We start from the raw sequence: 26,209 nt of genomic DNA, 5'->3' as shown, positions 1-26,209 counted from the left end.
TTGCAAAAACGTAGATTGTTGCAATGCAAAGGCAACATTGGCGTCGAGGTCGCATGAGGCAGGGTTTGAGAGTTTGGTTCGGCAGGCGCCTGGCGCCCGCCCTTGGCCTTGTCGCGCTGCTGGTCGCTGCCGGCGGCCCGGCGCGTGCCGCCGAGCCGCTGCACATCGTTGCCACGACGGGCATGATCGCCGATGCCGTAACGCAGGTGGGGGGCGACAGGGTCGAGGTGGTCGCCTTGATGGGCCCGGGCGTCGACCCGCATCTCTATCGGCCGACCGCGTCGGACATCGCGCGCATGGCGCGTGCCGATGCCGTCTTCTACCACGGCCTCAATCTGGAAGCGCAGCTACGCGAATTTTTGGAGCGGCTGGGGGCGCGGGTGCCGGTCGTGGCCCTTGCCGACGGCCTGCCCCATGACCGGCTCCACGAGAATCCCGATTATGCCAACCAGTTCGATCCGCATGTCTGGATGGACCCCCGGCTGTGGCGCGGCGTGGTCATCGAAGCTGCCGATGCGCTGAGCCGGATGGATCCTGCCGGCGCGGAAATCTATGCCGCCAATGCTAATGCCTATCTGGCAGAGGTGGATGCGCTGGCCGATTACGGCGACAGGGTTCTGTCCAGCGTGCCCGAGGGGGCCCGCGTGCTGGTGACGGCGCATGACGCGTTCGGCTATTTCGGGGCCGCGCATGGTTTCGAGGTTCTGGGCATCCAGGGCATCTCCACCAACAGCGAGGCGGGCGTGCGGCAGATCGAAAGCCTCGTCGATACGCTGGTCAGCCGCGATATCGGGGCGATCTTCATCGAAAGCTCCGTGTCCGACCGCAATGTCCGGGCCCTTATCGAGGGGGCGGCCGCGCGTGGCCATACGGTGAAGATCGGCGGCGAGCTCTATTCCGATGCGATGGGCACGCCGGGCACCTATGAAGGCACCTATATCGGCATGATCGACCATAATGTCACGATCATCACGGACGCGCTCGGCGGCGAAGCGCCCGACGGCGGCATGAACGGCCGTCTCGCCGTTGCGGGGCTGTGAGGGCTGGACGATGGATACGATGACTGTGACACAGACCAACCCGCCGCTGGCCGTGCAGGGGCTTTCCGTCGCCTATAATGGCAAGGTCGTCCTGTCCGACGTGGATACGATCGTGCCGGAGGGTGCGATGCTAGCCATCGTCGGGCCGAACGGTGCCGGCAAGTCGACCTTCCTGAAGGCGACGCTGGGCCTGGTGCCGACCCTGTCCGGGCGCATCCGGTTCTTCGGGAAAAGCTTCGGCGATGTGCGACGCCGCATCGCCTATGTGCCGCAGCGCGCCAGCGTGGACTGGGATTTTCCGACATCGGCATTCGGCGTGGTCATGATGGGCTTTTACGGACGCCTCGGCCTGCTGAGGCCGGCCGGCCGGCGCGAGAAGGCGCGGGCCCTGGAATGCCTGGAACGTGTCGGCCTCGGCGACTTCGCCGCGCGGCAGATCGGCCAGCTTTCGGGCGGGCAGCAGCAACGCGTCTTCCTGGCGCGGGCGCTGGCGCAGGACGCCGAGCTGATCATCATGGACGAGCCCTTCGCCGGGGTCGACGCCGCAACGGAAAGCGCCATCGTCGAGGTACTCAAGGGGCTGCGCGCAGGCGGCCGTACCGTCGTCTGCGTCCATCACGATCTGTCGACGGTGCCCGCCTATTTCACCCATGTCCTGTTGCTGAACGGCTCCAAGATCGCCGACGGACCGGTGGATCAGGCCTTCACCTCCGAAAACCTCAATATCGCCTATGGCGGCCGGCTTGCCGCGCCGGCCGGGGTGCGCTGACGTCATGGACTTTTCGGTCTTCCTTTCGGCGCTCGTCTTCGATGCCGGCTACAACACGGCGCTGGTCGGGGCGGGCTCGGCACTGCTTGGCGCATCCGCCGGTGGCATCGGAGCCTATGTGATGCTGCGCAAGCGCAGCCTGATGAGCGATGCGATCAGCCACGCCACGCTTCCGGGCCTCGTCATGGCCTTCATCCTGATGGCCGCAACCACCGGCAACGGCCGCTTTCTGCCCGGTCTGATGATCGGCGCGGCGGCCAGCGCCTTTGCCGGATTGTGGATCGTGGAATGGCTGGGCCGGCGCACCCGCCTGCCGGAAGACTCGGCCATCGGTGCGGTCCTGTCGGTCTTTTTCGGCTTCGGAATCGTCCTCCTGACGGTGGTGCAGACCATGCAGACCGGCGGGCAGGCGGGTTTGGAAGGCTTTCTGCTCGGCTCGACGGCCTCGATGCTGCGCAGCGAGGCGGAGACGATCGCAATCGCAGCCGCCGTCACCGGTCTCGCGGCCTTCTGCCTGCGACGCTCCTTCACGCTGGTCGCCTTCGACCCGGTCTATGCGGCGACCACGGGCGTATCGGTGCGCCGGGTGGACCTTGCATTGCTGCTGCTGCTGCTGACCGTAACGGTTATCGGCCTGCGCGTTGCCGGCCTTGTGCTGATCGTCGCGTTGACCATCATTCCTGCGGCGACGGCGCGGTTCTGGACCGATAATGCCGGCCGCCTTGCGGCGCTCGCAGCCCTGTTCGGCGCGGTCAGCGCCCATGTCGGGGCAGCGCTTTCGGCCTCCGGCCCTTCGCTGCCGACCGGCGCCGTCATCGTGTTGACGGCTTTCGCCCTGTTCGTCGCCTCGCTCGTTCTGTCACCGCGCAGGGGGCTTGTCGCAGGCATCATCTCAGGCCTGCGGGCCCGCCGGAGCCTTGCATAATGGCCGATTTCTTCTTTCTGACCTTCGTGCCGCTGCTCGTCGCGGTTCTGTCGGCTTCATGCTGCGCGCTGGTCGGCAATTTCCTCGTGCTGCGGCGACAGGCTCTGGTGGGCGATGCGATCAGCCATGTCGTGCTGCCGGGCATCGTTGTCGGGTTTCTGGTGTCGGGCACCATGAACGCCTGGCCGATGCTGCTGGGCGCGGCGGCGGCGGCGCTGCTGTCGGTCATGCTGATCGAGTTCGTGCGTCGCGCCGGCGGGGTAGAGCCGGGTGCGGCCATGGGCACGGTTTTTACAGCCATGTTCGCGGCCGGGGTCCTGTTGATCGAACAATCGGACACCAGCGGCGTGCATCTGGATGTCGAGCATGCACTCTATGGAAGCCTGGAAAGCCTGATCTGGTTTTCCGGCACCGGGCCGGGCGCGCTTCTGGACCCTGCGGCACTGGCGGATATGCCGCAGCAATTGCCGCGTCTCGTGGCGATGCTGGCCGTGACGGTGCTGTTCATTACCGTCTTCTGGCGCAGTCTCGTCGTTTCCACTTTCGATCCCGCCTATGCGACGGTTGTCGGCGCGTGGCCACGGCTGACGGCCGTGCTGCTTGTGGCGGTCACGTCGGCCGTCGCCGTGACGGTCTTCGACGCCGTCGGCTCCATCATCGTGATCGCCATGTTCATCTGCCCGCCGGCGGCCGCGCGGCTGATTACGGATACGATGGCCGGCCAGATGATGTGGAGCATCGTGTTTGCCGTGCTGGCGGCGGTTTTCGGTTACCTTCTTGCCGCCGAAGCGCCCCTTGCACTCGGCTGGGGCGCCAGCGTTTCCGCTGCCGGCATGATCGCGACTGTCGCAGGCCTGTTCCTGATGGCCGCGGCCCTTTGGGGGCCGCGGCGCAAAGGAGCCCAATTGCCGGGGTGACGTTCACAGAACCGCGATTGTTATGCCTTGCTGAACGAAGACGTCGACAAGGTCCGTTCGAACGATCGAGTATGTCTGGAAATTGTAGTTGATGGTTCCGCCGAGCATGTAACCGGGCCGGCCTTCCAGGAATTGCACATCAAGCGTGTCGCCTTCGTCTCCCTTGACGAGCAATTGTGCGCGTCCATCGTCCATGAATACGTTCGCCCGCGACATCGCGATGACGCTGTCCTCGCTCACCCACAGCATGCTGGCGCTGCCTCCGGCCAGAAGATCGACGATTTCGATATTCTCGATGGGGCTGTCGCCGGTTACCGCGGCACTGCCTGCCGTCAGGTCTCGCAGATCGATCGTGGTGCCGTTGTAGTATTCTGCGATCTTCATCGTATCGATGCCGGACCCTCCGTCGATGCGACTGGAGCGAGGCGCGCCAGGGTCGGGATTGGCGAGCGAACCGAGGAAGCTCGGATGCACGATGAACGTGTCGTCGCCAGCTCCGCCATATCCGACCGAATCCGGGCCGGTCATATAAATCTGGTCGTTTCCGCCACGTCCCATCATCGTGGTGCCAACGCCATCGCTGTTGAACGCGTCGCTGTCGCTGGTGCCGTCATACTCCACCATCGTGGCTGGGGCGAAGGCGCCTCCGGACGATCCGAACAGGATATAGGCGCCGGCCTGGCCGCCTGCGCCGGGCGAGCCGATGATAAGATCGTCATAGCCGTCTCCATTGGTGTCGCCCGCCTGGATCGTGTACCGGAACACGAGCGTATCGCCGCCATCCACGCGCTGGAATACGGCATGGCGTATGGTGTTGCCCACCATGATGGCCAGCGCCGGCGGGGTGCCGCTGGACGCAAGCTGGACGTTTTCGCTGAACGAGACCCCGAACTCGACATAGTCGCCCACGGAAGAGGCGGAATTGGAACTGTTGCTCTTGCCGAGGAAGCTGATGTCGAGGACGGTGGGCGCAAGCGTATCGACGGCGATCTCCTGGCTTTGCGCCGGCATGCCGCTGTTTCCGGCCATATCGTGGTAGGCGCCGGTGGCGACAGTGATGACGGCGTTGCCGGAGCCGGCAGAAGCACTTGCCGAGAACGTAGCGGTATAGACGGTCCGGTCGCTTTGGGATTGAACGAGGTTGCTGATCAGGCCGTATGTGGCTTCGATGCCTGCAATGTCGAAATCGACCGGTTCGGTGCTGAAGGTGAACGTGACCGTGGCCGTATCGCCGGCCTTCAGAGCCTGCCGGTCGATTGCGATCTCAACGGTGGGAGAGCTTGTGAGGACCTGCGCGGCAAGCGTGGCGCCGGCGCTTGAATTTCCGGCCGCATCCTTTTGCCGGGCAATCACCATGCCGGCCGGATAGGTGCCCGCGACAAGGTTGAACCGATGGATATCGCCGCCGGTTGTCCACGTTGCGCCGGCATTGGTGGAATATTCCCAGGCTGCGCCGTCCGCGATGCCGCCGACATCGACGATGCCGTTGGCCGTTATCCCATCGACGGAGCTTGCGCCCGTATCCTGATTGAACGCCAGAGTTGGCGTGGGCGGCGGCATGAAGTCGACCGCGAAGCTTGTCGAGACCGTCGAGCCGTTCGGTCCGGCATTGCCCACCCGGGCCTGGATCGTGACGGTTTCGTTCTGCTCCGAAGACATGCTCGACACGGGAATCGCAATCTGGACCTGTCCGGATACGATGTTGTCGAAGGTCAGCACATGGGCGGCCTGCGACACTCCGTTGACGTTGATGTAAAGCGTGTTGCCCGCTACCGCGCTCGATGGCAGGTCGACCCTGGCGACGATCGTTTCGCCGAGCTGCGCCAGCCCGGCACGGTTCATTTTCGCGTCGCCTTCCGGCAGGGGCACCGCCGATCCGGTTACTGTCAGCAATGCCAGGCCGATCGGCCTGTCGGATGCACCCAGATTCACATCGCGGACGATAAGGGTTGCATCGTCCCGGTTGGCGCTCGATTCGTAGAGGACCGCGCCGCGATCCAGCATGGCGAGTCCATCGGCCGAGAATGCGCCCTCGGCACCGGCTGCCGTGTAATGGGGCAGCAACTGGTCGAGCGTCTGGCCGATGCCGCCGCTGACCCGATCGAGGCCTGAAAGCTTGGCCAGCGCCTGACCATAGGCTTCGGCGGCGCTGATGCCGTCCGCTTCGTCGTATGCCGAATCGAGGACAGTGACGACGCCCTGCGACAGATCGATGCCGAAGGCGGCCGCGACGGCCGCATTGACTTTCCCGACCGCTGCCGCATCGGCAGGTACGGTTGCATCCGTGATACCGGAAGCGCGCACGGCAAATTCCGTGATGGGCGAGACGATGAAAGTGGGGTTGCCGTCCGATACGACGAAGAGACCACGCAGACTGTCGCCGAGTGAAACCGTGTTGCCCGTTGCCTCGTCGACATAGTCGCTGACGTCGCCGTTGACGCTGCTGACCCGGATCATGATCGGACCGCTGAACCGACCAGCGATGACGGCGTGCGCCGCGCCGCTTGCGTCGGTCATGCCCGAGGCAAGCACGACGCCGCCCGGACCGATGATCTGGTAGCCCAACTGCGCGTTCATCGGCCCGGCAACCGCCCGAAGCGAGATCGTGGTTTGTGTGGTTTGTGTGTCGGGCGTGACGGGTTGCTCGGGCGTTGCAGGGTCTTGAACGTGGGTATGGCTGCCGCCTCCCGCCGCCAGCGCGACGAACCCGCCCGCAGCGGCAAGCGCGCCAAGTGCGATGACCGGTTTGGCAACCGGAGCGCCCGCGTGGTGGGTCGGCTCGTGATCGGTGGCGAGAACGTCATAATAGCGGGCGAAACTGTCGGTGAGGCCCGAAAGGGTTGCCTGGTCACCTGTGATGTGGAGCAGCAGCGACCCGTCGCCGCCGGTTGCGATTGCGTGGGATGTGCCGTCGATGATTACGACGCCGCCCTTGCCGTCCGGCAGCTCGATATCGCAGCTACCCTTGCGGCACAGCTTCATGAAATCGTCCAGCACGACGCGCGTATGCCCGTCGAGAAGCAGCACGAGGTCGCCGCCGTCCTTGGGCGACGCAATGGCCACCACGTCTTCCACGGGAGTGGCCTTTCCGCCCTTGCCCACCCGCGCAATCTTCAGGCGCCCTGCCGCGGGCTTGATGCGAATCGTCTCGCCCGGGGCAACGGGAAGCCGCCCATTGGCGTCGACAATGACGAAACCCGACTTCATGCGAGCAGCAGTAACCATCGAAACAAGCTCCAGATAAACGTTATACTATGCAGATTATTTGTTTCCGGCTTGTTGTAAACAGCGATTATCGCTGTTCGACGACGGCGTCTTCAAATCATATAAGGATCGGTTTATATGATGCTCCAAACGACGAGGAGCCGGACATGAGCGCCACGACCGACACGATCTTTGGCGGGGGTAAAACCCGCAGCCGGGCCGAACGCATCGCCGCGCTGTACGAGGCGGCAAAGCAGCGGATCCTTATCCTCGACGGAGCGATGGGCACGCAGATCCAGGGCCTGGGTCTTGGCGAGGAGCATTTCCGTGGAAACCGGTTCGTCGGGTGCGAATGCCATCTGGCGGGCAACAACGATCTTTTGATCCTGACGCAGCCGAAGGCCATCGAGGACATTCATTTCGCCTACGCGATGGCGGGGGCGGACATCCTCGAAACCAATACCTTCTCGGCCACCACCATCGCCCAGGCCGATTACGGCATGGAGCAGGTTGCCTATGAGTTGAATGTCGAAGGCGCAGCCGTTGCGCGACGGGCCGCCGACAGGGCCGAGGCAGCCGACGGGCGGCCGCGCTTCGTGGCCGGCGCCGTCGGGCCCACCAACCGCACGGCCTCGATTTCGCCGGACGTGAACAATCCGGGCTTCCGGGCGATCTCCTTCGATGGGTTGCGCACAGCCTATTCGGAGCAGATCCGCGGGCTCGTCGACGGCGGCGCGGACATCATCCTGATCGAGACGATCTTCGATACGCTCAACGCCAAGGCCGCCATCTTTGCCGCCGAGGAAGTGTTCGCCGAAACGGGCGAGCGCCTGCCCGTGATGATCTCCGGCACGATCACCGACCTGTCCGGGCGTACGCTGTCCGGCCAGACGCCCACCGCCTTCTGGTACTCGGTGCGCCATGCGCAGCCCTTTACCATCGGGCTCAATTGTGCGCTCGGGGCGGATGCCATGCGCCCGCATCTGGCGGAGCTGTCCGGCGTTGCCGACACCTTCGTCTGCGCCTATCCCAATGCAGGCCTGCCGAACGAGTTCGGCCAGTACGACGAGACGCCCGAGATGATGGCGGCGCAGGTGCGCGGCTTTGCCGAGGAAGGGCTGGTCAATGTGGTGGGCGGCTGCTGCGGCTCGACGCCGGAGCATATCCGCGCCATTGCCGATGCCGTCGCCGGCCTTGCGCCGCGCGGCTTCGAGCCGGCGGAACCGCTGTTGCGGCTGTCGGGGCTGGAGCCATTCACGCTGACGAGCGACATCCCCTTCGTGAATATCGGCGAGCGGACCAACGTCACGGGCTCGGCGCGCTTCCGCAAGCTTATCACCGCCGGCGACTTCGCGGCGGCGCTGGACGTCGCGCGCGACCAGGTGGCCAACGGCGCGCAGGTCATCGACATCAACATGGACGAAGGCCTGATCGACTCCGAGCGGGCGATGGTGGAATACCTCAACCTCATCGCGTCGGAGCCCGATATCGCCCGCGTGCCGGTGATGATCGACTCGTCCAAGTTCTCGATCATCGAGGCCGGGCTGAAGTGCGTGCAGGGCAAGCCGCTGGTCAACTCCATCTCCATGAAGGAGGGGGAGGCGGCCTTCCTGGAGCAGGCCCGCAAGGTGCGTGCCTACGGTGCCGCCGTGGTGGTGATGGCCTTCGACGAACAAGGCCAGGCCGATACCTATGAGCGCAAGGTCGAGATATGTTCCCGCGCCTACAAGCTGCTGACCGAAGAGGCGGGCTTCCCGCCCGAAGACATCGTCTTCGACCCCAACGTGTTTGCGGTCGCCACCGGCATCGAGGAACATGACGGCTACGGCGTCGCCTTCATCGAGGCGACGCGCTCGATCCGCCAGCAACTGCCGCACGCCCACATATCGGGCGGGGTCTCCAACCTGTCATTCTCGTTCCGTGGCAACGAGCCGGTCCGAGAGGCGATGCACGCCGTATTCCTGTACCACGCCATCGCGGCGGGCATGGACATGGGCATCGTCAATGCCGGGCAACTGGCCGTCTACGAAAGCATCGACGCCGAACTGCGCGAGGCCTGCGAAGACGTGATCATGAACCGCCGCGCGGACTCGACCGAGCGGTTGCTGGAGATCGCCGAGCGGTTCAAGGGCGGGCCCGGGCGAGAGGCGAAGGCGCGCGACCTGTCCTGGCGGGAGCAGCCGGTGGAAGCGCGGCTGTCGCATGCGCTGGTGAACGGCATCACCGAGTTCATCGAGGCCGATACCGAGGAGGCGCGGCTGAAGGCCGAGCGTCCGCTGCACGTGATCGAAGGGCCGCTGATGGCCGGCATGAACGTGGTGGGCGACCTGTTCGGCGCCGGCAAGATGTTCCTGCCGCAGGTGGTGAAATCGGCCCGCGTCATGAAGCAGGCCGTGGCCTATCTGCTGCCCTTCATGGAAGAGGAGAAGGCCGGCGAGGGCGGTGGACGGCAGTCGGCCGGGCGCATTTTGATGGCAACGGTGAAGGGCGATGTCCACGACATCGGCAAGAACATCGTCGGCGTGGTCCTGGCCTGCAACAATTACGAGGTTATCGACCTCGGCGTCATGGTGCCCAGCAACAAGATCCTGGAAACCGCCCGCGCCGAGAAGGTGGATATCATCGGGCTGTCGGGGCTGATCACGCCCTCGCTGGACGAGATGGTCCATGTTGCGGCGGAGATGGAGCGCGAAGGCTTCGACATTCCGCTGCTGATCGGCGGCGCGACGACGAGCCGCGTGCACACGGCGGTGAAGATCGACCCGCGCTATGCGCGCGGCCAGACGGTCTACGTCACCGATGCCAGCCGCGCCGTGGGCGTGGTGTCCAACCTTCTGTCGCCCTCGGCGCGCACGCAATACATGGATACCGTGCGGGCAGAGTATCGCAAGGTCGCCGAGGCGCATGCCCGCTCGGAAGCCGAGAAGCGCCGCCTGCCGCTGGCGTCGGCACGGGCCAACGCGCACAAGGCCGACTGGTCAGCCTGGCGTCCCGTGGCGCCGTCCTTTCTGGGTACACGCGCCATCGACGATTGGGACCTTGCCGATCTGGCCGCCGCGATCGACTGGACGCCCTTCTTCCAGACCTGGGAGTTGAAGGGCCGTTTCCCCAAGCTTTTGGACGATCCGAAGCAGGGCGAGGTCGCACGCTCGCTCTATGCCGATGCGCAAGCCATGCTGGAGCGGATCGTCGCTGAAAAATGGTTCCGGCCGCGCGCCGTGGTGGGTTTCTGGCCGGCCAATGCGGTTGGGGACGACATCCGGCTTTTCAGCGATGAAGCGCGCACCGACCAGCTCGCAACCTTCTTCACCCTGCGCCAGCAATTGTCCAAGCGGGACGGGAGGCCCAATGTCGCCTTGGCCGATTTCGTCGCGCCGCTGGATACGGGCGTCGCGGATTATGTCGGCGGCTTCGTGGTCACGGCCGGCGCCGAAGAGGAAGAGATTTCCGCCCGCTTCGCCGCCAACCACGACGACTACCAGTCGATCATGGTCAAGGCGCTGGCGGACCGGTTCGCGGAGGCCTTCGCCGAGCGGCTGCACCAGCATGTGCGGCGCGAGCTTTGGGGATACGCCCCGGACGAGACTTTCAGCAACGATCAGCTGATCGACGAGGCCTATGCTGGCATCCGGCCGGCTCCCGGCTATCCCGCCCAGCCCGACCACACCGAAAAGGAAACGCTGTTTCGCCTTCTGGATGCGGAAGCGGCAACCGGCGTGCGCCTGACGGAGAGCTTCGCGATGTGGCCGGGTTCGTCCGTGTCGGGCCTGTATATCGGGCATCCCGAAAGCTACTATTTCGGGGTCGCCAAGGTGGAGCGCGATCAGGTGGAGGACTACGCCCGGCGCAAGGGAATGCCTTTGCCGGAGGTCGAGCGCTGGCTGGCGCCGATCCTGAACTATGTTCCCGTCCGGGAGGAGGCCGCCTGACCGACGCTCTGGTCAGGCCAAAGCCGCTGGTCTAGAAGCGTTGCCAACAAGGCATGCGGAGGCAAGATGTCGCAGAAGGTTGAGACCGTCCTTTCCATCGGCGAATGCATGATCGAGCTGTCGCCGACGGGGCAGGGCACATACCGGCAGGGCTTTGCCGGCGATACGTTCAACACCGCGTGGTATCTGCGCCGGCTTCTGCCGCAGGAGCGCGAAGTCGCCTATTTCACCAATGTCGGCGACGATCCGCTCAGCCATGCCATGATGGCCTTCATCGAAGGGTCGGGCGTGTCGACGCGCCATATCAAGGCGATGCCGGGCCGCGTCGCGGGCCTGTACCTGATCACCCTGGACGGGCATGAGCGGAGCTTCTCCTACTGGCGCGACACGGCCGCCGCCAAGGCCCTCGCCGATGACGAGGCGCGGCTGACGGCAGCGGTGGACGAGGCGGCGCTGGTCTACTTTTCCGGCATCACGCTGGCGATCCTGCCACCCGAGCGGCGCGCCGCCTTCCTGTCCATCCTGAAGTCGGCCCGCAACGGCGGCAAGCGCATCGCCTTCGATCCCAATATCCGCGACCGCCTGTGGGCCGGCCGCGCCGCCTGCGCGGAAGGCATCGAGGCGGGGGCCGAGGTGGCGACGATCTGCCTGCCCAGCTTCGACGACGAAGCCCGCATCTTCGGCGACGCCGATGCCGCGGCCACGGCCGCGCGATACCGCGAGATCGGCTGCGAGGAAGTGGTGGTGAAGGATGGCGGCGGCGACGCGCTGCTGCTTGTCGCCGGCATGCAAGAGCCCCTGGTCGTTCCGTCCAACCCGGTGGAAAAGCCGGTAGACACCACCGGCGCGGGCGATTCCTTCGGTGCGGGATACCTGGCCGCGCGTCTTCAAGGCCAGTCGCCGAAGGATGCCGCGCTCAGCGCGCATGCCACCGCCGCGCGAGTGATCCAGGGCTATGGCGGGCTCGTCGAACTTTGACGATTGCAGAATTGGCCTGACCAATATATCGCATAGTGCCATGAGGTGAGGGGCGGTGCGGGCGCAATGCCTGCCGCCGCATGGACATGCGCTAGGAGGTCAGGCCAATGTCGCTGAAAATCACAGGTTACCGCACATTCGACATCCGCTTCCCGACATCGCAGGGGTTGGACGGGTCGGACGCCATGAACCCCGATCCGGACTACTCCGCCGCCTATGTCGTGCTGGAAACCGACCGCGCCGGCGTCGAGGGCCATGGGCTCACCTTCACCATCGGGCGCGGCAACGACATCGTGAAACAGGCCGTGGAAGCGGTCGCCCGCCGGCTGGTGGGCAAGACGCTGGACGAGATGACCGCCGACATGGGCGCCTTCTGGCGCTATGTCACCGGCGACAGCCAGTTGCGCTGGCTGGGGCCGGACAAGGGCGTCATGCACCTTGCCACGGGCGCCGTCGTCAATGCGGTGTGGGATCTGTGGGGCAAGGTCGAGGGCAAGCCCGTCTGGCAGCTCGTGGCAGACATGAGCGTCGAGCAGGTCCTGTCGCTTATGGATTTCCGCTACCTCACCAACGCCCTAACGCGCGAAGAGGCCGGAAACATCCTGGAGGCCGCGCGGGCCGGCGCGGCCGACCGGCGCGAAACGCTGGTCGCGAAGGGCTACCCCACCTACACCACCTCGGCCGGCTGGCTCGGCTACAGCGACGAGAAGATGCGTCGCCTGTGCCAGGAGGGGATGCAGGTCGGCTGGACGCATTTCAAGCTGAAGGTCGGGCGCGACCTGCAGGACGATATCCGCCGTTGCCGCATCGTGCGCGAGGAGATCGGCCCCGATCGCACGCTGATGATCGATGCCAATCAGGTCTGGGAGGTCGGCCAGGCGATCGAGTGGGTCAATGCGCTGGCCGAGTTCAAGCCATGGTTCATCGAAGAGCCGACGTCGCCCGACGACATCCTCGGCCATGGCCAGATCCGCGCGGGGGTTGCCCCGATCAAGGTGGCGACCGGCGAGATGTGCCAGAACCGCATCCTGTTCAAGCAGTTCCTGCAGGCCGATGCGATCGACGTGGTGCAGATCGACGCGGCGCGGGTCGGCGGGCTGAACGAGAACATCGCGATCATGCTGATGGCGGCCAAGTTCGGCAAGCCGGTGTGCCCGCATGCCGGCGGCGTCGGCCTGTGCGAATATGTGCAGCATCTGTCGATGATCGACTACCTGGTCATTTCCGGCACGATGGAAGGGCGCGTCGCCGAGTATGTCGACCATCTGCACGAGCATTTCGTGTATCCGTGCGACGTGCGGGACGGCCGTTACATGCCGCCGCGCGCACCGGGCTTTTCCATCGAGATGAAGGCGGCGTCGATCGAGGCGCATCTCTACCATGGATAGGCGATGCGGCCTTTCGCTCGCGGTCTTGCTGTTCTAAGCAGGAGCACGATTCACGCGAAGGGGGACTTCATGGAGGACGCGGTGAACCTTGCCCGGCTCCTGTCCGAACGCCTCGGCGCCGGGGCGGTCCTGACCGACCCGGCCGACATGGTGCGCTACTGCCGCGACTGGCATGGCGACGTGACCACGGGGGCCGTCGCCGTGCTGCGGCCGGCCTCGACCGAGGCGGTGTCCGCCGCCGTGCGTCTTTGCGCGGAGCTCGGCTTGTCCATCGTGCCCCAGGGCGGCAATACGGGGCTGGCGCTGGGCGGCATCCCGGACAGGCCGCAGTCAGAGGTCGTCCTGTCTCTCGAGCGGATGAACCGGATCCGCTCCATCGCTCCGGACGATTTTTCCGCAATCGTCGACGCCGGCTGCGTGCTGGAGGCGATCAAGGCGGCGGTGGACGCCGAAGGTTGCTATTTCCCGCTGGCGCTCGGTGCGCAGGGGTCGTGCCAGATCGGCGGCAACGTCTCTACCAATGCCGGCGGCATCAATGTCTTGCGCTACGGCATGACGCGCGAGCTGATCCTCGGGCTGGAAGTGGTGCTGGCCGACGGCACGGTGTGGGATGGCCTGTCGACCTTGCGCAAGGACAATCGCGGCATCGACCTGAAGCAGCTTTTCATCGGGGCGGAAGGCACGCTGGGTATCGTCACCGGGGTGGCGATCAAGCTTCTGCCCAAGCCCGAGCACGTGGAAACCGCACTTCTGGCGCTGCCCAGCGTGGAGGCGGCGATGGCCCTGTATCGCCGGGCGCGCCGCGATTGCTGCGACCTGATCAGCGCCTTCGAGCTGATGCGGCCGGAAGCCTTCAGCTTTGCGCGCGATGCGCATCCCGACCTGCCGCAATCCCTGCCCACCGATTATCCGGCCTATGTGCTGACGGAACTGACGGCCACCGGCCCGATCGATCTGCGCGCGATGCTGGAGGCCTTCCTTGAGAAGGAGATGGAGGCGGGCGAGATTCTCGACGGCGTCATTGCGGCGTCGCGCCAGCAGGCGCTGAACCTGTGGAAGGTGCGCGAAGGCATGAACGAGGGGCAGGCCATGCGTGGTCCGCATCTGCGCACCGACCTGTCGGTGCCGCTGTCGCGCGTTGCCGACTATATCGCAGAGGTCAGCGCCGCCATCGCGCAGAGCATGCCGCAATGCGACGTCGCGGCCTATGGCCATGTCGGCGACGGCAACATCCACTTCAACGTCATTCCGCCGCGTGGCGCCTCACGCGCCGAGGCGGAGGCCGTCATCAAGACGGCCAAGACGATCCTCTACGACATACTGGACAGGTATGATGGCAGCCTGAGTGCCGAGCACGGCATCGGCCGGCTCAAGAAGGCGGATTTCGTGCAGCGCATGCCCGAGGCGCAGGAGCGCCTGCTGCGGGCCCTGAAATCCGCGCTGGACCCGGAATGGCAGATGAACCCGGGCTGCCAGATCGACCCACGCCCAAGAGAACCGAAGAAAGAAATATGATGGCCGACGTAGTGCTGACACCTGCCGAGCTTCTGGAAACGCGCGTTTATGCGGCGCTGGTGGAAGCGGGGGCCGACGAGCCTTCGGCCGCGGCCGCGACGCGCGCGATGATGCATGCCTCCAAGCTTGGCGTGGACAGCCATGGCGTGCGGCTGACGCCGCATTACAGCCGCGTCTTGAAGGGCGGCCGGGTCAATGGCCGTCCCGACATGACGGTGAAGGAGAATTCACCGGTTTCCTTTGCGCTGGACGCCGACCACGGGCTCGGCCATCCCGCCATGTACAAGGCGGTGGACGTTGCCACCGATGCCGCCGCGCGCATGGGCATCGCGGCGGTAGGCGTTCATCGCTCGTCGCATTTCGGGGCGGCCGGCGCCTATGCCATGGCGGGGCAGGAGCGGGGCTGCATCACCATCTGCGTCGCCAACAGCGATTCCATCGTGGCGCTGTTCAACGGCGCGGAGCGGTTCCACGGAACCAATCCGCTGGCCATCGGCATCCCCGTGCCGGGCGAAAAGCCCTGGCTCCTGGACATGGCCACCTCGTCGGTACCGATGAACCGCGTTCTTCTGTACCGGGTGCTGGGCATACAGTTGCCGGAAGGCGTGGCCGCCGACCTTGCCGGCACACCGACGCGCGATGCCAAGGAAGCTGAAATGCTGATGCCGCTGGGCGGCGCCGATTTCGGCTTCAAGGGCGCGGCGCTGGCCGGCTTCATCTCGATCATGTCGTCCGTTGTCGCCGGCGCGACGCCCGATCCGTTCGTCATCGACATGGTGGGCGAGGATGTCTCCACGCCGCGCAATATAGGCCACTTCCTGATCGCCATCCATCCGTCGTTCTTCGGCGGCGGCTCCAATTACGGCGAGCAGATTAAGGCCTATCTCGGCGCGCTGCGCGGCAGCCGCGCGCGGGAGGGCGGCGTGATGGCGCCGGGCGAGCGTGAATGGAAGGTCGAGATCGAGCGCGCCGCCAACGGCATCCCGGTCGATCCCGAGACGGCCGCATTCCTGGGCCTTGCCTGATGCACTGAAGCCGGAGGTCGCATGCCCGCTCTGATCTTCGATGTCGATGGAACGCTTGCCGAAACAGAGGAGCTGCATCGGCAGGCGTTCAACCGGGCCTTCGCCGATCATGCCATCGGCTGGCAGTGGGATGAGACGCTCTACCGCGACCTCCTGAAGGTCACCGGCGGCAAGGAACGCATTCTTGCCTACGCAGAGGGGCGGGGCGGGATGGCCGTGCCCGATGCGGCCCGGCTGCATGCCGCAAAGACGCGCCATTACGTAGAGGCGGTGGATGGTGGCCGGCTTACCCTGCGGCCCGGCATTGCCGCGCTGATCGCCGAGGCGCGGCGGTGCGGCGTCGCGCTGGCCATCGCCACCACCACCAGCCGCGACAATGTCGACAGCCTGCTCGCCCATACGCTTGGGGTGGATCATGGCTTCGATGTCATCGCATGCGGTGACATGGTGCCGGCCAAGAAGCCCGCGCCGGATATCTACGAGCTTGCGATGCAAATGCTGGGCATGCCGCCCGGCGAATGCCTTGCCATCGAGGATTCCGCCAACGGACTTCGGGCCGCCAGGGCGGCCGGCCTGCGCTGCGTGGTGACGCCGGCGCTTTATACGGCGGCGGACGATTTCACCGGCGCGGACATCATTATGGACGGTCCGCTCGATCCGCGCCGGGTCATGGCGATGCTGGGCCTGTAAGGCGGTTCAGGCCGCCTTGCGGGCGGCCTCCACGCTGTCCCGGATCGCCTGCATGTTGCGGGCATAATGCTCGGGCGTGCCGCCCTTGAAGATGGCCGAGCCGGCAACCAGCACGTTTGCCCCGGCTTCCACGACGAGGGGCGCGGTATCCGGCGCGACGCCGCCATCGATCTCGATGTGGATGGGCCTGTCGCCGATCATCTGCTTGACGCGGCGCACCTTGTCCACCACGGCCGGAATGAAGGCCTGGCCGCCGAAGCCGGGATTGACGGTCATCAGCAGGATCAGGTCCACCCTGTCCAGCACGTATTCGATCGCCTGTTCCGGGGTGCCCGGGTTCAGCGATACGCCGGCCTTCTTGCCGAGATCGCGGATAGCCTGAAGAGAGCGGTCCAGATGTTTGGTCGCCTCCGCGTGGATGGTGATGTAGTCCGCGCCGGCCTTGGCGAAGGCTTCGAGATAGGGGTCGCAGGGCTCGATCATCAGGTGGCAGTCGAAGATCTTGTCCGTCGTATGCCGCACCGCCTTCACCACCGGCGGCCCGAAGGTGATGTTGGGTACGAAGTGCCCGTCCATGACGTCGAGGTGGATCCAGTCGGCGCCGGCCTTGTCCACGGCGACGATCTCTTCGCCGAGACGCGAGAAGTCCGCGGAAAGGATCGAGGGTGCGATGATGAGCGTCATTCCGTATCCTTCTCGGTTTGCGGCGCTGCGCCGGCCAGTACGCGGCTGACGGCGATGTCGCAAGCTTCGATCCGCGATAGATCGTCCGCTGTCAACGCCCCGTTGCCGCTTTCGAACAGGCGGTTGGCCTGCCGCAGCCGCGCCCTGTCCAGCGCGTTGCGGATGGAGCGCGCATTGGCGAAATGCGGCTGGCGCCGGCGCATGTCGATATAGCGCGCCATCACCGCCTGCGCCTCGGGCGCGAAGCGATAGCCCTGCCGTTCCAGCATGCCCTGCGCGATGGCCAGCAGTTCCTCGCCCGCATAATCGGGAAAGTCGATGTGATGCGCGATCCGGGAACGAAAGCCCGGATTGCTTTCGAAGAAGCGTTCCATGCGGTCTCCATAGCCCGCCAGGATCACGACGAGGTCGTCGCGCTGGTTCTCCATCACCTGCAACAGGATCTCGATGGCCTCCTGCCCGTAGTCGCGCTCGTTTTCAGGCCGGTACAGGTAGTAGGCCTCGTCGATGAAGAGGACGCCGCCCATCGCCTTCTTCAGGATCTCCTTGGTCTTGGGCGCCGTGTGGCCGATATACTGGCCCACGAGATCGTCCCTGGTGACGGAGACCAGATGGCCCTTGCGCACATATCCGAGGCGGTGGAGCAGGTCCGCCATGCGCAGGGCGACGGTAGTCTTGCCGGTGCCGGGATTGCCGGTGAAGCTCATGTGCAGGGTCGGCGTCTCGAAGGCCAGGCCGAGGCGCCGGCGGGCCCGCTCCACCAGAAGCAGGGCCGCCGTCTCCCGGATACGCTGCTTGACCGGAGCCAGCCCGATGAGCGAGCGGTCGAGAGCGTCCAGCACCTCCGCGACGCCGGATTCGACGAAGTCGCGCCGCAAATCCACGGCCTCGGCCGCTGCCGGCTCCCGTTCCATGGCGGCGGCCGTCATGCGTAACGCTCGCCTTCCGGCCGGTCGCCAGAATAGGTCTCGGTCGTGTAGCGGATATTGCGGCCCTCCGCCTCCTGCCGCCGCAGGCGGAAGCCCGGCTCGGCGGTGGGACGGTCGACGATGAAGGACAGCTTCACCGACTCCCAGCCATGGCCGGAATCGAATGCCGACAGGCGGATGTAGAGATGGCCGTTCACCTTGCGGCAGGCGTTCAGCTCCATCATCACGCCGGCGGCGTCGGCAATGTCGAACATCGGATGCCCCCACATGTCCCAATAGGTGTTGCGGGGATGCGGGTCGTCGGTGAACTCGATGTTCACCGCCCAGCCATTGTCGAGGCAGTATTGCACCTGCGCGGCGATCTGCGTGTCCGTCAGGTCGGGCAGGAACGAGAATGTCCCCTGGGTCACCCTCATGATCGTATCTCCTTATGCTCGGGTTGGGATGGTCCGTGGCCGTCAGGCGGCTACGGAAACGCTGGTCTGGTAATCGGGGGCATCGGTGGACGCGTAGTTGAACGTGACGTTCTTCCACGTATCGAGAGCCTGCTTCAGCGGCGTGCAGTCGCGCGCGGCCGCCTCCAGAATGTCCGGCCCTTCGTTGACGATGTCGCGGCCCTCGTTGCGCGCCAGGATCATCGCCTCCAGCGCCACGCGATTGGCTGTCGCCCCTGCGGCGATGCCCATCGGATGGCCGATCGTGCCGCCGCCGAACTGCAGCACGACATCCTCGCCCAGAAGGTCCAGAAGCTGGTGCATCTGGCCGGCGTGGATGCCGCCCGAGGCAACGGGCATCATCTTGTTCAGCGATGCCCAGGGCTGGTCGAAGAACACGCCATTGGCAAGGTTCTGCGGCGTGAACTCGTCCCGGCAGATGTCGTAGTATCCGCGCGTCGTGGCCGGATCGCCCTCCAGCTTGCCGACCACCGTGCCGGCATGGATATGGTCCACCCCGGCCAGCCGCGACCATTTGGCAATGACGCGGAAGGACACGCCATGCGTCTTCTGCCGCGTGTAGGTGGAATGCCCCGCGCGGTGCAGATGCAGGATCATGTTGTTGCGGCGGGCCCATTTGGCCATCGACTGGATGGCCGTCCAGCCGATGACAAGGTCGATCATGATGATGGCCGAGCCGAGGTCGCGTGCGAATTCGGCCCGCTCGTACATGTCTTCCATCGTGGCGGCCGTGACGTTGAGATAGGTGCCCTTGATCTCGCCGGTCGCGGCCTGCGCCTTGTTGACCGCCTCCATGCAGTAGAGGAAGCGTTCCCGCCAGTGCATGAAGGGCTGGGAGTTGATGTTCTCGTCATCCTTGGTGAAGTCGAGACCGCCCTTCAGCGCCTCGTAGACGACGCGCCCGTAATTGCGCCCCGAAAGGCCCAGCTTTGGCTTGACGGTGGCCCCCAGCAGCGGCCGGCCGAACTTGTCCAGCCGCTCGCGCTCCACCACGATGCCCGTGGCGGGCCCCTGGAAGGTCTTCACGTAGGCGGTCGGCAGGCGCATGTCCTCCAGCCGCAGCGCCTTCAGCGGTTTGAAGCCGAAGACATTGCCGATGATCGACGCCGTCAGGTTGGCGATGGACCCCGGCTCGAACAGATCGAGATCGTAGGCGATGTAGGCGAAGTAGCTGCCTTCCGCATTCGGCACCGGATCGATCCTGTAGGCCTTGGCGCGGTATTTTTCCGCCGCCGTCAGCCGGTCCGTCCAGACGACAGTCCATGTCGCGGTGGAGGATTCGCCCGCCACGGCGGCCGCCGCCTCGATCGGATCGACGCCGTCCTGCGGCGTGATGCGGAAGCAGGCGATAAGGTCCGTGTCCTTCGGCTCGTAATGCGGCTCCCAGTAGCCCATGCGCTTGTATTCCATGACGCCGGACTTGTAGCGCTCCTTGCCGGTGACGGTCTGCGATTGCTCTGACATGACTTTCTCTCCCTCGTTGGAACCTTGCATGCGGGGGTCAGGCCGCATCCCTGTATCGGTTGGCCTGCCGCAACTCGCCGCCGGCATATCGGCGCGCCATCTCGGCCATCGATCTGGGGCGTATGCGCGCGGCGTTGCCGGCGGTGCCGAAGGCCTCGAACCGCTCGCGGCAAAGCTGCCGCAACTGATCCATCGCCGGCTGCAGGAATTTGCGCGGATCGAATTCGTCCGGCTTCTGGCTGGCGATGCGGCGGAACTCGGCCGTCATCGCCAGCCGGCAATCGGTGTCGATGTTCACCTTGCGCACGCCGTGTCGGATGCCGCGGACGATCTCGTCCACCGGCACGCCCCATGTCGGGCGCATCTGGCCGCCGAAGCGGTTGAACATCTCCTGCAGCGGCTCCGGTACGGAGGAAGAGCCATGCATGACGAGGTGCACTCCGGGCAGGCGGCTGTGGATCTCCTCGATCACGTGCATGGCCAGGATGTCGCCGTCCGGCCGGCGGCTGAACTTGTACGCCCCGTGCGACGTGCCCATGGCGATGGCCAGGGCATCGACATCGGTCCGCGCGACGAACTCCTGCGCCTGTGCGGGGTCGGTCAGAAGCTGGTCCGTCGCCAACTGCCCCTCGAAGCCATGGCCGTCCTCGGCTGCGCCTTCGCCGCTTTCCAGCGAGCCGAGGACGCCGAGCTCGCCCTCTACCGACGCGCCCACAGCATGGGCCGCTTCGGCGACCTTGGCAGTGATGGCGACATTGTAGTCGAAGCTGGCCGGCGTCCTGGCGTCGGCTTCCAGCGAGCCGTCCATCATGACGGAGGTGAAGCCGTGCTGCAGCGCGGTCAGGCAGGTGGCTTCGTTGTTGCCGTGGTCCTGGTGCAGGCAGATGGGGATGGCCGGGAACATCTCCACCAGCGCATCCACCATGTGCGCCAGCATGATGTCTCCGGCATAGGACCGCGCCCCGCGCGACACCTGAAGGATCACCGGCGCGTCCGCCCCGGCGGCGGCCTCGAGAATGGCGAGGCCCTGTTCCATGTTGTTGATGTTGAAGGCGGGGACGCCGTATCCGTGTTCCGCGGCGTCGTCCAGAAGCTGCCTCAGCGTGATCTTGGCCATCTTGGCTTTCCTTTCGTTGCGTCAGAGCACCCGCCGCCGGCGCTCGATGAGCTGCAGGATCAGCGGCGTGAGAATGAGTTGCATGGCGAGATCCAGCTTGTTGCCCGGCACGACGATGGAGTTGGGCCGCGACATGAAGCTGTCGTGGATCATCGACAGGAGGTACGGAAAGTCGATGCCGCGCGGGTTGGCGAAGCGGATGACGAGCATCGATTCATCCGGCGTCGGTATCCACCGCGCGATGAAGGGGTTGGACGTATCGACGATCGGCACCCGCTGGAAGTTGATGTTGGTCAGCGTGAATTGCGGGCAGATGGTGCGCACATAATCCGGCATGCGCCGCAGGATCACGTCCATCACGGCCTCGGTGGAGTAACCGCGCGAGGCCTTGTCCCGATGGATCTTCTGGATCCATTCGAGGTTGATGACGGGCACGACGCCGATCTTCAGGTCGACATGCGAGGCGAGGTCCAGCGTATCGGTGCGCACGCAGCCGTGCAGCCCCTCGTAGAACAGAAGGTCGCTGTCGCCCGCAAAATCCTGCCAGGCGCTGAATGTGCCTTGCGGCGCGCCGTAGATTGCCGCCTCGGCGTCGTCGTGCACGTAATGCCGCGTGCGGCCCGTTCCCTTTCGCCCGTACTCGGCGAAGATGTCCTGCAGCGTTTCCAGGATGTTCGCATCCGGGCTGAAATGCGAGAACTCGTGATTGCCGGCGGCTTCCTCCTCGGCCATCCTGGCCTTCATCGCCGCACGGTCGTAGCGGTGAAAGGCATCGCCCTCGATGAAGTCGGCCTTCACCTCCTCGCGGCGGAAAATCTGCTCGAAGATGCGCTTGACCGATGTGGTGCCGGCGCCGGAAGAGCCTGTTATGGCGATTATGGGGTGTCTGGCGGTCACTGGTTCGGTTTCCCTTACGCGCGGAACAGGCTGCGGCGGCCGAAGAGCGGCGAGCGCTCCCCGATGGCCGACGGATCGGTGAGATATCGGGCAACGCGCTGCACCTCGTGCGCCGAGCCGAAGACGAAGGGCGTGCGCTGGTGCAGGGTCGCCGGGGCCGTATCCAGAAGAGGCCGGATGCCGTCGGTTGCCGCGCCGCCGGCCTGCTCGACGATGAATGCGACGGGGTTCGCCTCATAGAGCTGGCGCAGGCGGCCCTCGCGGTAGGGGCGGCGGGCGTCGGCCGGATACAGAAAGACGCCGCCGCGCGTGAGGATGCGCGACAACTCGGCCACCAGCGAAGCCGTCCAGCGCATGTTGAACTCCCTGCCACGCGGGCCGTCGGCGCCGGCCAGGCAGTCGTCGACATAGAGCCGCACCTCTTCGTCCCAGTGCCGATAGTTGGATGCGTTGATGGCGAATTCGGACGTCTTCTCCGGTATCGGAGCAGCGTGCTGCTCTTCCACGAAACCGCCGAACGAGGGCGAGTAGGTGAAGACGAGCGTGCCCCGCCCGAGCGTCAGGATCATCTGGCAGCGCGGCCCGTAGACGATGGTTCCCGCAGCGAGCTGGTTGCGGCCCGGCTGGGCGAAGGGCGCTTGCCCCGCTGCCGGCAGCAGCGAGAAGATCGAGCCGATGGACGCGTTCGTCTCGATGTTCGACGAGCCGTCGAGCGGGTCTATCGCCAGAGCCAGCGTTCCGCCCGGATGCATGGGCAGGGGTTCGGCGCGTTCTTCCGACGCCATGATGGCGATGTTGGCCTGCCACGCCGCGGCGGTGAAGATGCGGTCGGCCTCGATGTCCAGCCAGGTCTGGATGTCGCCTGCGGCGTTGGTGGCGGACGGTGTCGGGGCGGGTGGCCCGGCAGGCTCTTCCATGATGACGCCGCGCAGCTTGATGGCCGCGACGCCGAGCTGGCGTACCGCCTCGGCGATGTCGTTGCGGAGCGGATCTTCCCCCGCGAAGGCACGCAGATGAGCTTCGAGCGACGAACGCATGATCAACACCCTCCCGATGTCAGGCAGGACTATCGATCAGGCAGTGGACTAAGTAAAATTTATTTGCTTAAGTCGCATAGTCAGAAAAAATTATGCACGGGGAGGGGCCGGTGTCCTTGCAGGCGATAACCTTGCGGCAGCTTCGCTCCGTACAGGCGGTCAACCGTCTTGGAACGATCGCGGCGGCGGCGCGCACCCTGGGGCTGACGGCGCCGGCCATCACGCTTCAGATCAAGCAGATGGAAGAAGCGTTCGGCCTGCCGCTCTTCGACCGCACCAGCGATGGAATGCGCATCAAGGAGGCCGGTGCCTGCGTTCTGTCCGCCGCCAATGCCATCGAACACGCGCTGCGCGACATGCGCGACGAGATCGACGCGCTGAAGGGCTTGAAGCGCGGGCGGGTGCGGCTCGGGGTCGTTTCCACCGCCAAATATTTCGCGCCGTCCATCCTTGCCGCCTTCGGGGCGGAGCACCCCGGCATCGACATAGAGCTGGAGGTCGGCAACAAGAGCCGCATTGCGGAGGATCTGCGCACCATGGCCCTGGACATCGCATTGATGGGCACGCCCCCGCGCGACCTGCCCATCCGGGCGCGCGTGTTCGGCGACCATCCACTGGTGGTGGTGGCCGCGCCCGGGCATGCCCTGGCCGCGCGCCGCAGCCTGGAGCTGCAGGATCTGGCCGGCCACCGCATGCTGGTGCGCGAACGCGGATCGGGCACGCGCCGCTCGCTGGAGCTGTTCGTGCGCGACATGCCGGAGCTTCTCGACGACCGGTTGCTGGAGCTGGATTCCAACGAAACGATCAAGCAGTCCGTCATGGCGGGCCTGGGCATCGCCTTCCTGTCGGCCCATACGGTTGCACTGGAGGTCGAGCTTGGCCGCCTGGTGATCCTGAATGTCGCGGGAACCCCGATCCGGCGCCAATGGTTTGCCGTGACACGGGCCGACAGGGTGCCGACGCCGGCCGAGTCCGCCTTCTGGGATTTTCTGATGCGCCGGGCGGCGCGGTTTCTGCCGGTCCTGCCCAATCTCTACGATGAGGCGAATGTATGATGTGGGGAGGTGTTGGCCGCGCTTGTGAAAGCGCAACGGGCTGTTACACTTAAGGCAACGAAAGATTCTGATTGGTCCAGGAGCGCTTCCGCGTGAGGCCTGCTCCGGAGTTGGTATTTGTGGTTCAGGATACAGAGCGGGAGCGGCGTGCCGCCTCCCACCACCAGATGACGGAGACGGCCCAGCCGGCCGATAAGGCCGGCAGGCTGTCCAAGCGCCAGCGCCGACGGCGTCGCAAGCCAGCGACGGCGGCGGCAAAAGGCGTTGTCGATGGCGATCTTCCGCCGTCGCTCGGCGAAAAGCTTGCCAAGGCCGAAAGCGCCGTCGCGCGCCAGAACCCGGACCCCCGCAAAAAGAGCCGGCGTCGGCGCCGGCGTCGCGGGGCCGCCGCCACGGAGGCGCCGGACGCGTCCTGCAAGGTGCAGCGTCCGCCGCAGCGCGCCGTGGACAAGGGGCGTCCGCCGCTTTACGCCGCGCTGGATCTCGGCACCAATAATTGCCGGTTGCTGATCGCCGTGCCGGGGCGCCCCGGCCAGTTCCGCGTCATCGACGCCTTCAGCCGCATCGTCCGCCTGGGAGAAGGTCTGGGCCGCACGGGCAGCCTCGCCGCCGGCGCGATGGACCGGGCGCTGGCGGCGCTGGAAATCTGCAGCCAGAAGCTGGCGGCGCGCGATATCCGCGCCTTGCGGCTGATCGCTACCGAGGCATGCCGCTCGGCCGCCAACGGGCCCGAGTTTTTGGAGCGTGTCAAGCGAGAGACGACCCTGGATCTGGAGATCGTCAGCCGCGAAACCGAAGCCCGCCTGGCGGTGTCGGGCTGCGGGTCGCTGGTGGATCGTTCGGCGCGCGGGGCGGTTCTGTTCGATATCGGCGGCGGCAGTTCGGAGATCGCGCTTCTGGACCTCGGGCAGGGGCCAAGCCGCCGGCTGTCCAATCACATCGTGGCCTGGACCTCCCTGCCGGTGGGTGTCGTCACCCTGGCCGAGCGTTATGGCGGCCGCACGGTGACGCCCGAACTGTTCCAGCAGATGGTGGACGAGGTTTCCGGTCATATCGAGCGCTTCAAGGGGCGCAACCGCCTTGCGCCCTATGTCGGCAGGGCAGGTTTTCACCTTTTGGGCACCTCCGGCACGGTCACGACGCTGGCCGGGGTGCATCTGGGGCTGGAGCGCTACGACCGGCGGCAGGTGGACGGGCTGTGGCTGCGCGATGCCGAGGTTTCGGAACTGGTTGCGCGTATCGCCGGCTGGAGCTTCGAGGAGCGCATGGCCAATCCCTGCATCGGCAGCGAGCGCGCCGACCTTGTGCTGGCCGGCTGCGCCATTCTGGAAGCCATACGCAAGGTCTGGCCGGCGCCGTCGCTGCGGGTTGCCGACAGGGGCCTTCGGGAAGGATTGTTGATCGAGATGATGGTGGCGGACGGCGTCTGGCGGCGCGACACGCAGGGCAACCGAGCGAGGCAGGGCGCGTGACGGGCGGCAAGAGAGGCGATCGCGGGCTTTCGGTGCGCGTCAAGAAAAAAGGCGGCATCAAGGCATCGTCGCGCCGGTGGCTGGAGCGGCAGTTGAACGACCCCTATGTCCGCCGTTCCAAGGCGGAAGGCTACCGTTCGCGTGCGGCCTACAAGTTGATCGAGATCGACGATCGCTACAAGCTGCTGAAGCCGGGAATGCGGGTGGTGGATCTTGGCTGCGCACCGGGCGGCTGGTGCCAGGTGGCGGTGCAGCGCACGGCGGATACGCCGGACAAGGCGCAGGTCGTCGGTATCGACTATCTGCCGGTGGACCCGATCCCCGGTGCGACCATCTTCGAGATGGATTTCCTGGACGACGCCGCACCCGGCCGCCTGCTGGAGGCGCTGGGCGAGGCGCCGGACATCGTCCTGTCGGACATGGCCGCGCCAACCACGGGCCACCGCCGGACCGACCATCTGCGCACCATGCATCTGGTGGAGGTGGCGGCGGATTTCGCCATACGGACGCTGCGGCCGGGCGGCCACTTCCTGACCAAGACCTTCCAGGGCGGCACCGAGGCCGACCTTCTGACCATGCTGAAGAAGAACTTCACCAGCGTGCACCACGTCAAGCCGCCCGCCTCGCGCGATGGCTCGGTGGAGCTGTTCCTGCTGGCCAAGGGCTTTCGCGGACACTTACGCCGTGACGACGCCGAGGCGGCCGCAGACGAAGGCTGA

General features: G+C 65.7%; 21 protein-coding genes. 13 read left to right on the top strand and 8 right to left on the bottom strand.

The annotated features are described in order from the left end of the window. Positions 1–65: 65 nt before the first annotated feature. Genes AUL31_RS07290 through AUL31_RS07275 form a run of 4 tightly spaced genes read left to right on the top strand, consistent with a single transcriptional unit; the run spans position 66 to position 3,651 of the window. Positions 66–1,040 carry a metal ABC transporter solute-binding protein, Zn/Mn family gene (locus AUL31_RS07290; protein ID WP_244489341.1) on the top strand — a complete coding sequence of 325 codons (975 nt, stop codon included), beginning with the start codon at positions 66–68 and terminating at the stop codon, positions 1,038–1,040. A gap of 19 nt (positions 1,041–1,059) precedes the next feature. Continuing rightward, positions 1,060–1,809: a metal ABC transporter ATP-binding protein gene (locus AUL31_RS07285; protein ID WP_143190191.1), complete on the top strand. Its 750-nt coding sequence runs from the start codon at positions 1,060–1,062 to the stop codon at positions 1,807–1,809. 4 nt (positions 1,810–1,813) lie between these two features. After that, positions 1,814–2,734 carry a metal ABC transporter permease gene (locus AUL31_RS07280; protein ID WP_082646843.1) on the top strand — a complete coding sequence of 307 codons (921 nt, stop codon included), beginning with the start codon at positions 1,814–1,816 and terminating at the stop codon, positions 2,732–2,734. Beyond that, positions 2,734–3,651 carry a metal ABC transporter permease gene (locus AUL31_RS07275; RefSeq protein WP_244489340.1) on the top strand — a complete coding sequence of 306 codons (918 nt, stop codon included), beginning with the start codon at positions 2,734–2,736 and terminating at the stop codon, positions 3,649–3,651. The genes AUL31_RS07280 and AUL31_RS07275 overlap by 1 nt, the downstream gene beginning before the upstream one ends. Before the next feature lie 3 nt (positions 3,652–3,654). On the opposite strand, the gene AUL31_RS07270 is transcribed toward AUL31_RS07275, so the two are convergent. Continuing rightward, positions 3,655–6,876, bottom strand: a complete 3,222-nt coding sequence (locus AUL31_RS07270) for an Ig-like domain-containing protein (protein WP_082646826.1) — start codon at positions 6,874–6,876, stop codon at positions 3,655–3,657. A 146-nt stretch (positions 6,877–7,022) separates the two neighbouring features. Here AUL31_RS07270 and metH point away from each other — a divergent pair, with 146 nt between their 5' ends. From metH to AUL31_RS07240, 6 genes are all read left to right on the top strand, one after another. Continuing rightward, complete coding sequence (gene metH / locus AUL31_RS07265; protein ID WP_060603619.1) at positions 7,023–10,784, top strand: methionine synthase; 3,762 nt, start codon at positions 7,023–7,025, stop codon at positions 10,782–10,784. Between the two features lie 66 nt (positions 10,785–10,850). Further along, on the top strand, positions 10,851–11,762 hold the full coding sequence (locus tag AUL31_RS07260) for a sugar kinase (protein WP_060603616.1): 912 nt from the start codon (positions 10,851–10,853) through the stop codon (positions 11,760–11,762). 107 nt (positions 11,763–11,869) lie between these two features. Continuing rightward, positions 11,870–13,150 (top strand): L-fuconate dehydratase, encoded by a 1,281-nt coding sequence (locus tag AUL31_RS07255; RefSeq protein WP_060603613.1) that lies wholly within the window; start codon positions 11,870–11,872, stop codon positions 13,148–13,150. Positions 13,151–13,219: 69 nt separating this feature from the next. Continuing rightward, positions 13,220–14,665 (top strand): FAD-binding oxidoreductase, encoded by a 1,446-nt coding sequence (locus AUL31_RS07250; RefSeq protein ID WP_060603612.1) that lies wholly within the window; start codon positions 13,220–13,222, stop codon positions 14,663–14,665. Next, on the top strand, positions 14,665–15,690 hold the full coding sequence (locus tag AUL31_RS07245; RefSeq protein WP_060603938.1) for an Ldh family oxidoreductase: 1,026 nt from the start codon (positions 14,665–14,667) through the stop codon (positions 15,688–15,690). The genes AUL31_RS07250 and AUL31_RS07245 overlap by 1 nt, the downstream gene beginning before the upstream one ends. A 21-nt stretch (positions 15,691–15,711) precedes the next feature. Continuing rightward, complete coding sequence (locus AUL31_RS07240) at positions 15,712–16,380, top strand: HAD-IA family hydrolase (protein WP_060603610.1); 669 nt, start codon at positions 15,712–15,714, stop codon at positions 16,378–16,380. Between the two features lie 6 nt (positions 16,381–16,386). On the opposite strand, the gene rpe is transcribed toward AUL31_RS07240, so the two are convergent. Genes rpe through AUL31_RS07205 form a run of 7 tightly spaced genes read right to left on the bottom strand, consistent with a single transcriptional unit; the run spans position 16,387 to position 22,963 of the window. After that, positions 16,387–17,064 carry a ribulose-phosphate 3-epimerase gene (rpe, locus tag AUL31_RS07235; protein ID WP_060603607.1) on the bottom strand — a complete coding sequence of 226 codons (678 nt, stop codon included), beginning with the start codon at positions 17,062–17,064 and terminating at the stop codon, positions 16,387–16,389. Further along, positions 17,061–17,978 (bottom strand): CbbX protein, encoded by a 918-nt coding sequence (gene cbbX, locus AUL31_RS07230; RefSeq protein ID WP_082646842.1) that lies wholly within the window; start codon positions 17,976–17,978, stop codon positions 17,061–17,063. The genes rpe and cbbX overlap by 4 nt, the downstream gene beginning before the upstream one ends. Before the next feature lie 11 nt (positions 17,979–17,989). Beyond that, complete coding sequence (locus AUL31_RS07225) at positions 17,990–18,409, bottom strand: ribulose bisphosphate carboxylase small subunit (RefSeq protein ID WP_060603600.1); 420 nt, start codon at positions 18,407–18,409, stop codon at positions 17,990–17,992. 42 nt (positions 18,410–18,451) lie between these two features. Next, positions 18,452–19,912: a form I ribulose bisphosphate carboxylase large subunit gene (locus AUL31_RS07220; protein ID WP_060603595.1), complete on the bottom strand. Its 1,461-nt coding sequence runs from the start codon at positions 19,910–19,912 to the stop codon at positions 18,452–18,454. A gap of 37 nt (positions 19,913–19,949) precedes the next feature. After that, positions 19,950–21,029 (bottom strand): class II fructose-bisphosphate aldolase, encoded by a 1,080-nt coding sequence (gene fba / locus AUL31_RS07215; protein WP_060603593.1) that lies wholly within the window; start codon positions 21,027–21,029, stop codon positions 19,950–19,952. A 21-nt stretch (positions 21,030–21,050) separates the two neighbouring features. After that, the gene (locus tag AUL31_RS07210) at positions 21,051–21,926 is read right to left on the bottom strand and encodes a phosphoribulokinase (RefSeq protein WP_060603590.1); all 876 of its coding nucleotides are present in this window, start codon (positions 21,924–21,926) and stop codon (positions 21,051–21,053) included. 14 nt (positions 21,927–21,940) lie between these two features. Further along, positions 21,941–22,963, bottom strand: coding sequence for a class 1 fructose-bisphosphatase (locus AUL31_RS07205; RefSeq protein WP_060603935.1), 1,023 nt, complete (start codon positions 22,961–22,963; stop codon positions 21,941–21,943). Positions 22,964–23,079: 116 nt separating this feature from the next. Here AUL31_RS07205 and AUL31_RS07200 point away from each other — a divergent pair, with 116 nt between their 5' ends. The 3 genes from AUL31_RS07200 to AUL31_RS07190 all read left to right on the top strand — a co-directional run bounded on the left by AUL31_RS07200 (position 23,080) and on the right by AUL31_RS07190 (position 26,209). After that, a complete protein-coding gene (locus AUL31_RS07200) occupies positions 23,080–24,018 on the top strand; it encodes a LysR substrate-binding domain-containing protein (protein ID WP_060603931.1) in 939 nt (312 codons plus the stop codon). Positions 24,019–24,185: 167 nt separating this feature from the next. Then, entirely contained in the window at positions 24,186–25,490 is a 1,305-nt protein-coding gene (locus AUL31_RS07195; protein WP_060603587.1) for a Ppx/GppA phosphatase family protein, read from the top strand. Then, positions 25,487–26,209, top strand: coding sequence for an RlmE family RNA methyltransferase (locus tag AUL31_RS07190; RefSeq protein WP_060603583.1), 723 nt, complete (start codon positions 25,487–25,489; stop codon positions 26,207–26,209). The genes AUL31_RS07195 and AUL31_RS07190 overlap by 4 nt, the downstream gene beginning before the upstream one ends.

Source organism: Aureimonas altamirensis (genome assembly GCF_001463885.1).
Classification (GTDB): domain Bacteria; phylum Pseudomonadota; class Alphaproteobacteria; order Rhizobiales; family Rhizobiaceae; genus Aureimonas; species Aureimonas altamirensis.
Note: the sequence above shows the minus strand (reverse complement) of the source record. Positions and strands in the feature narration are given on the sequence as shown.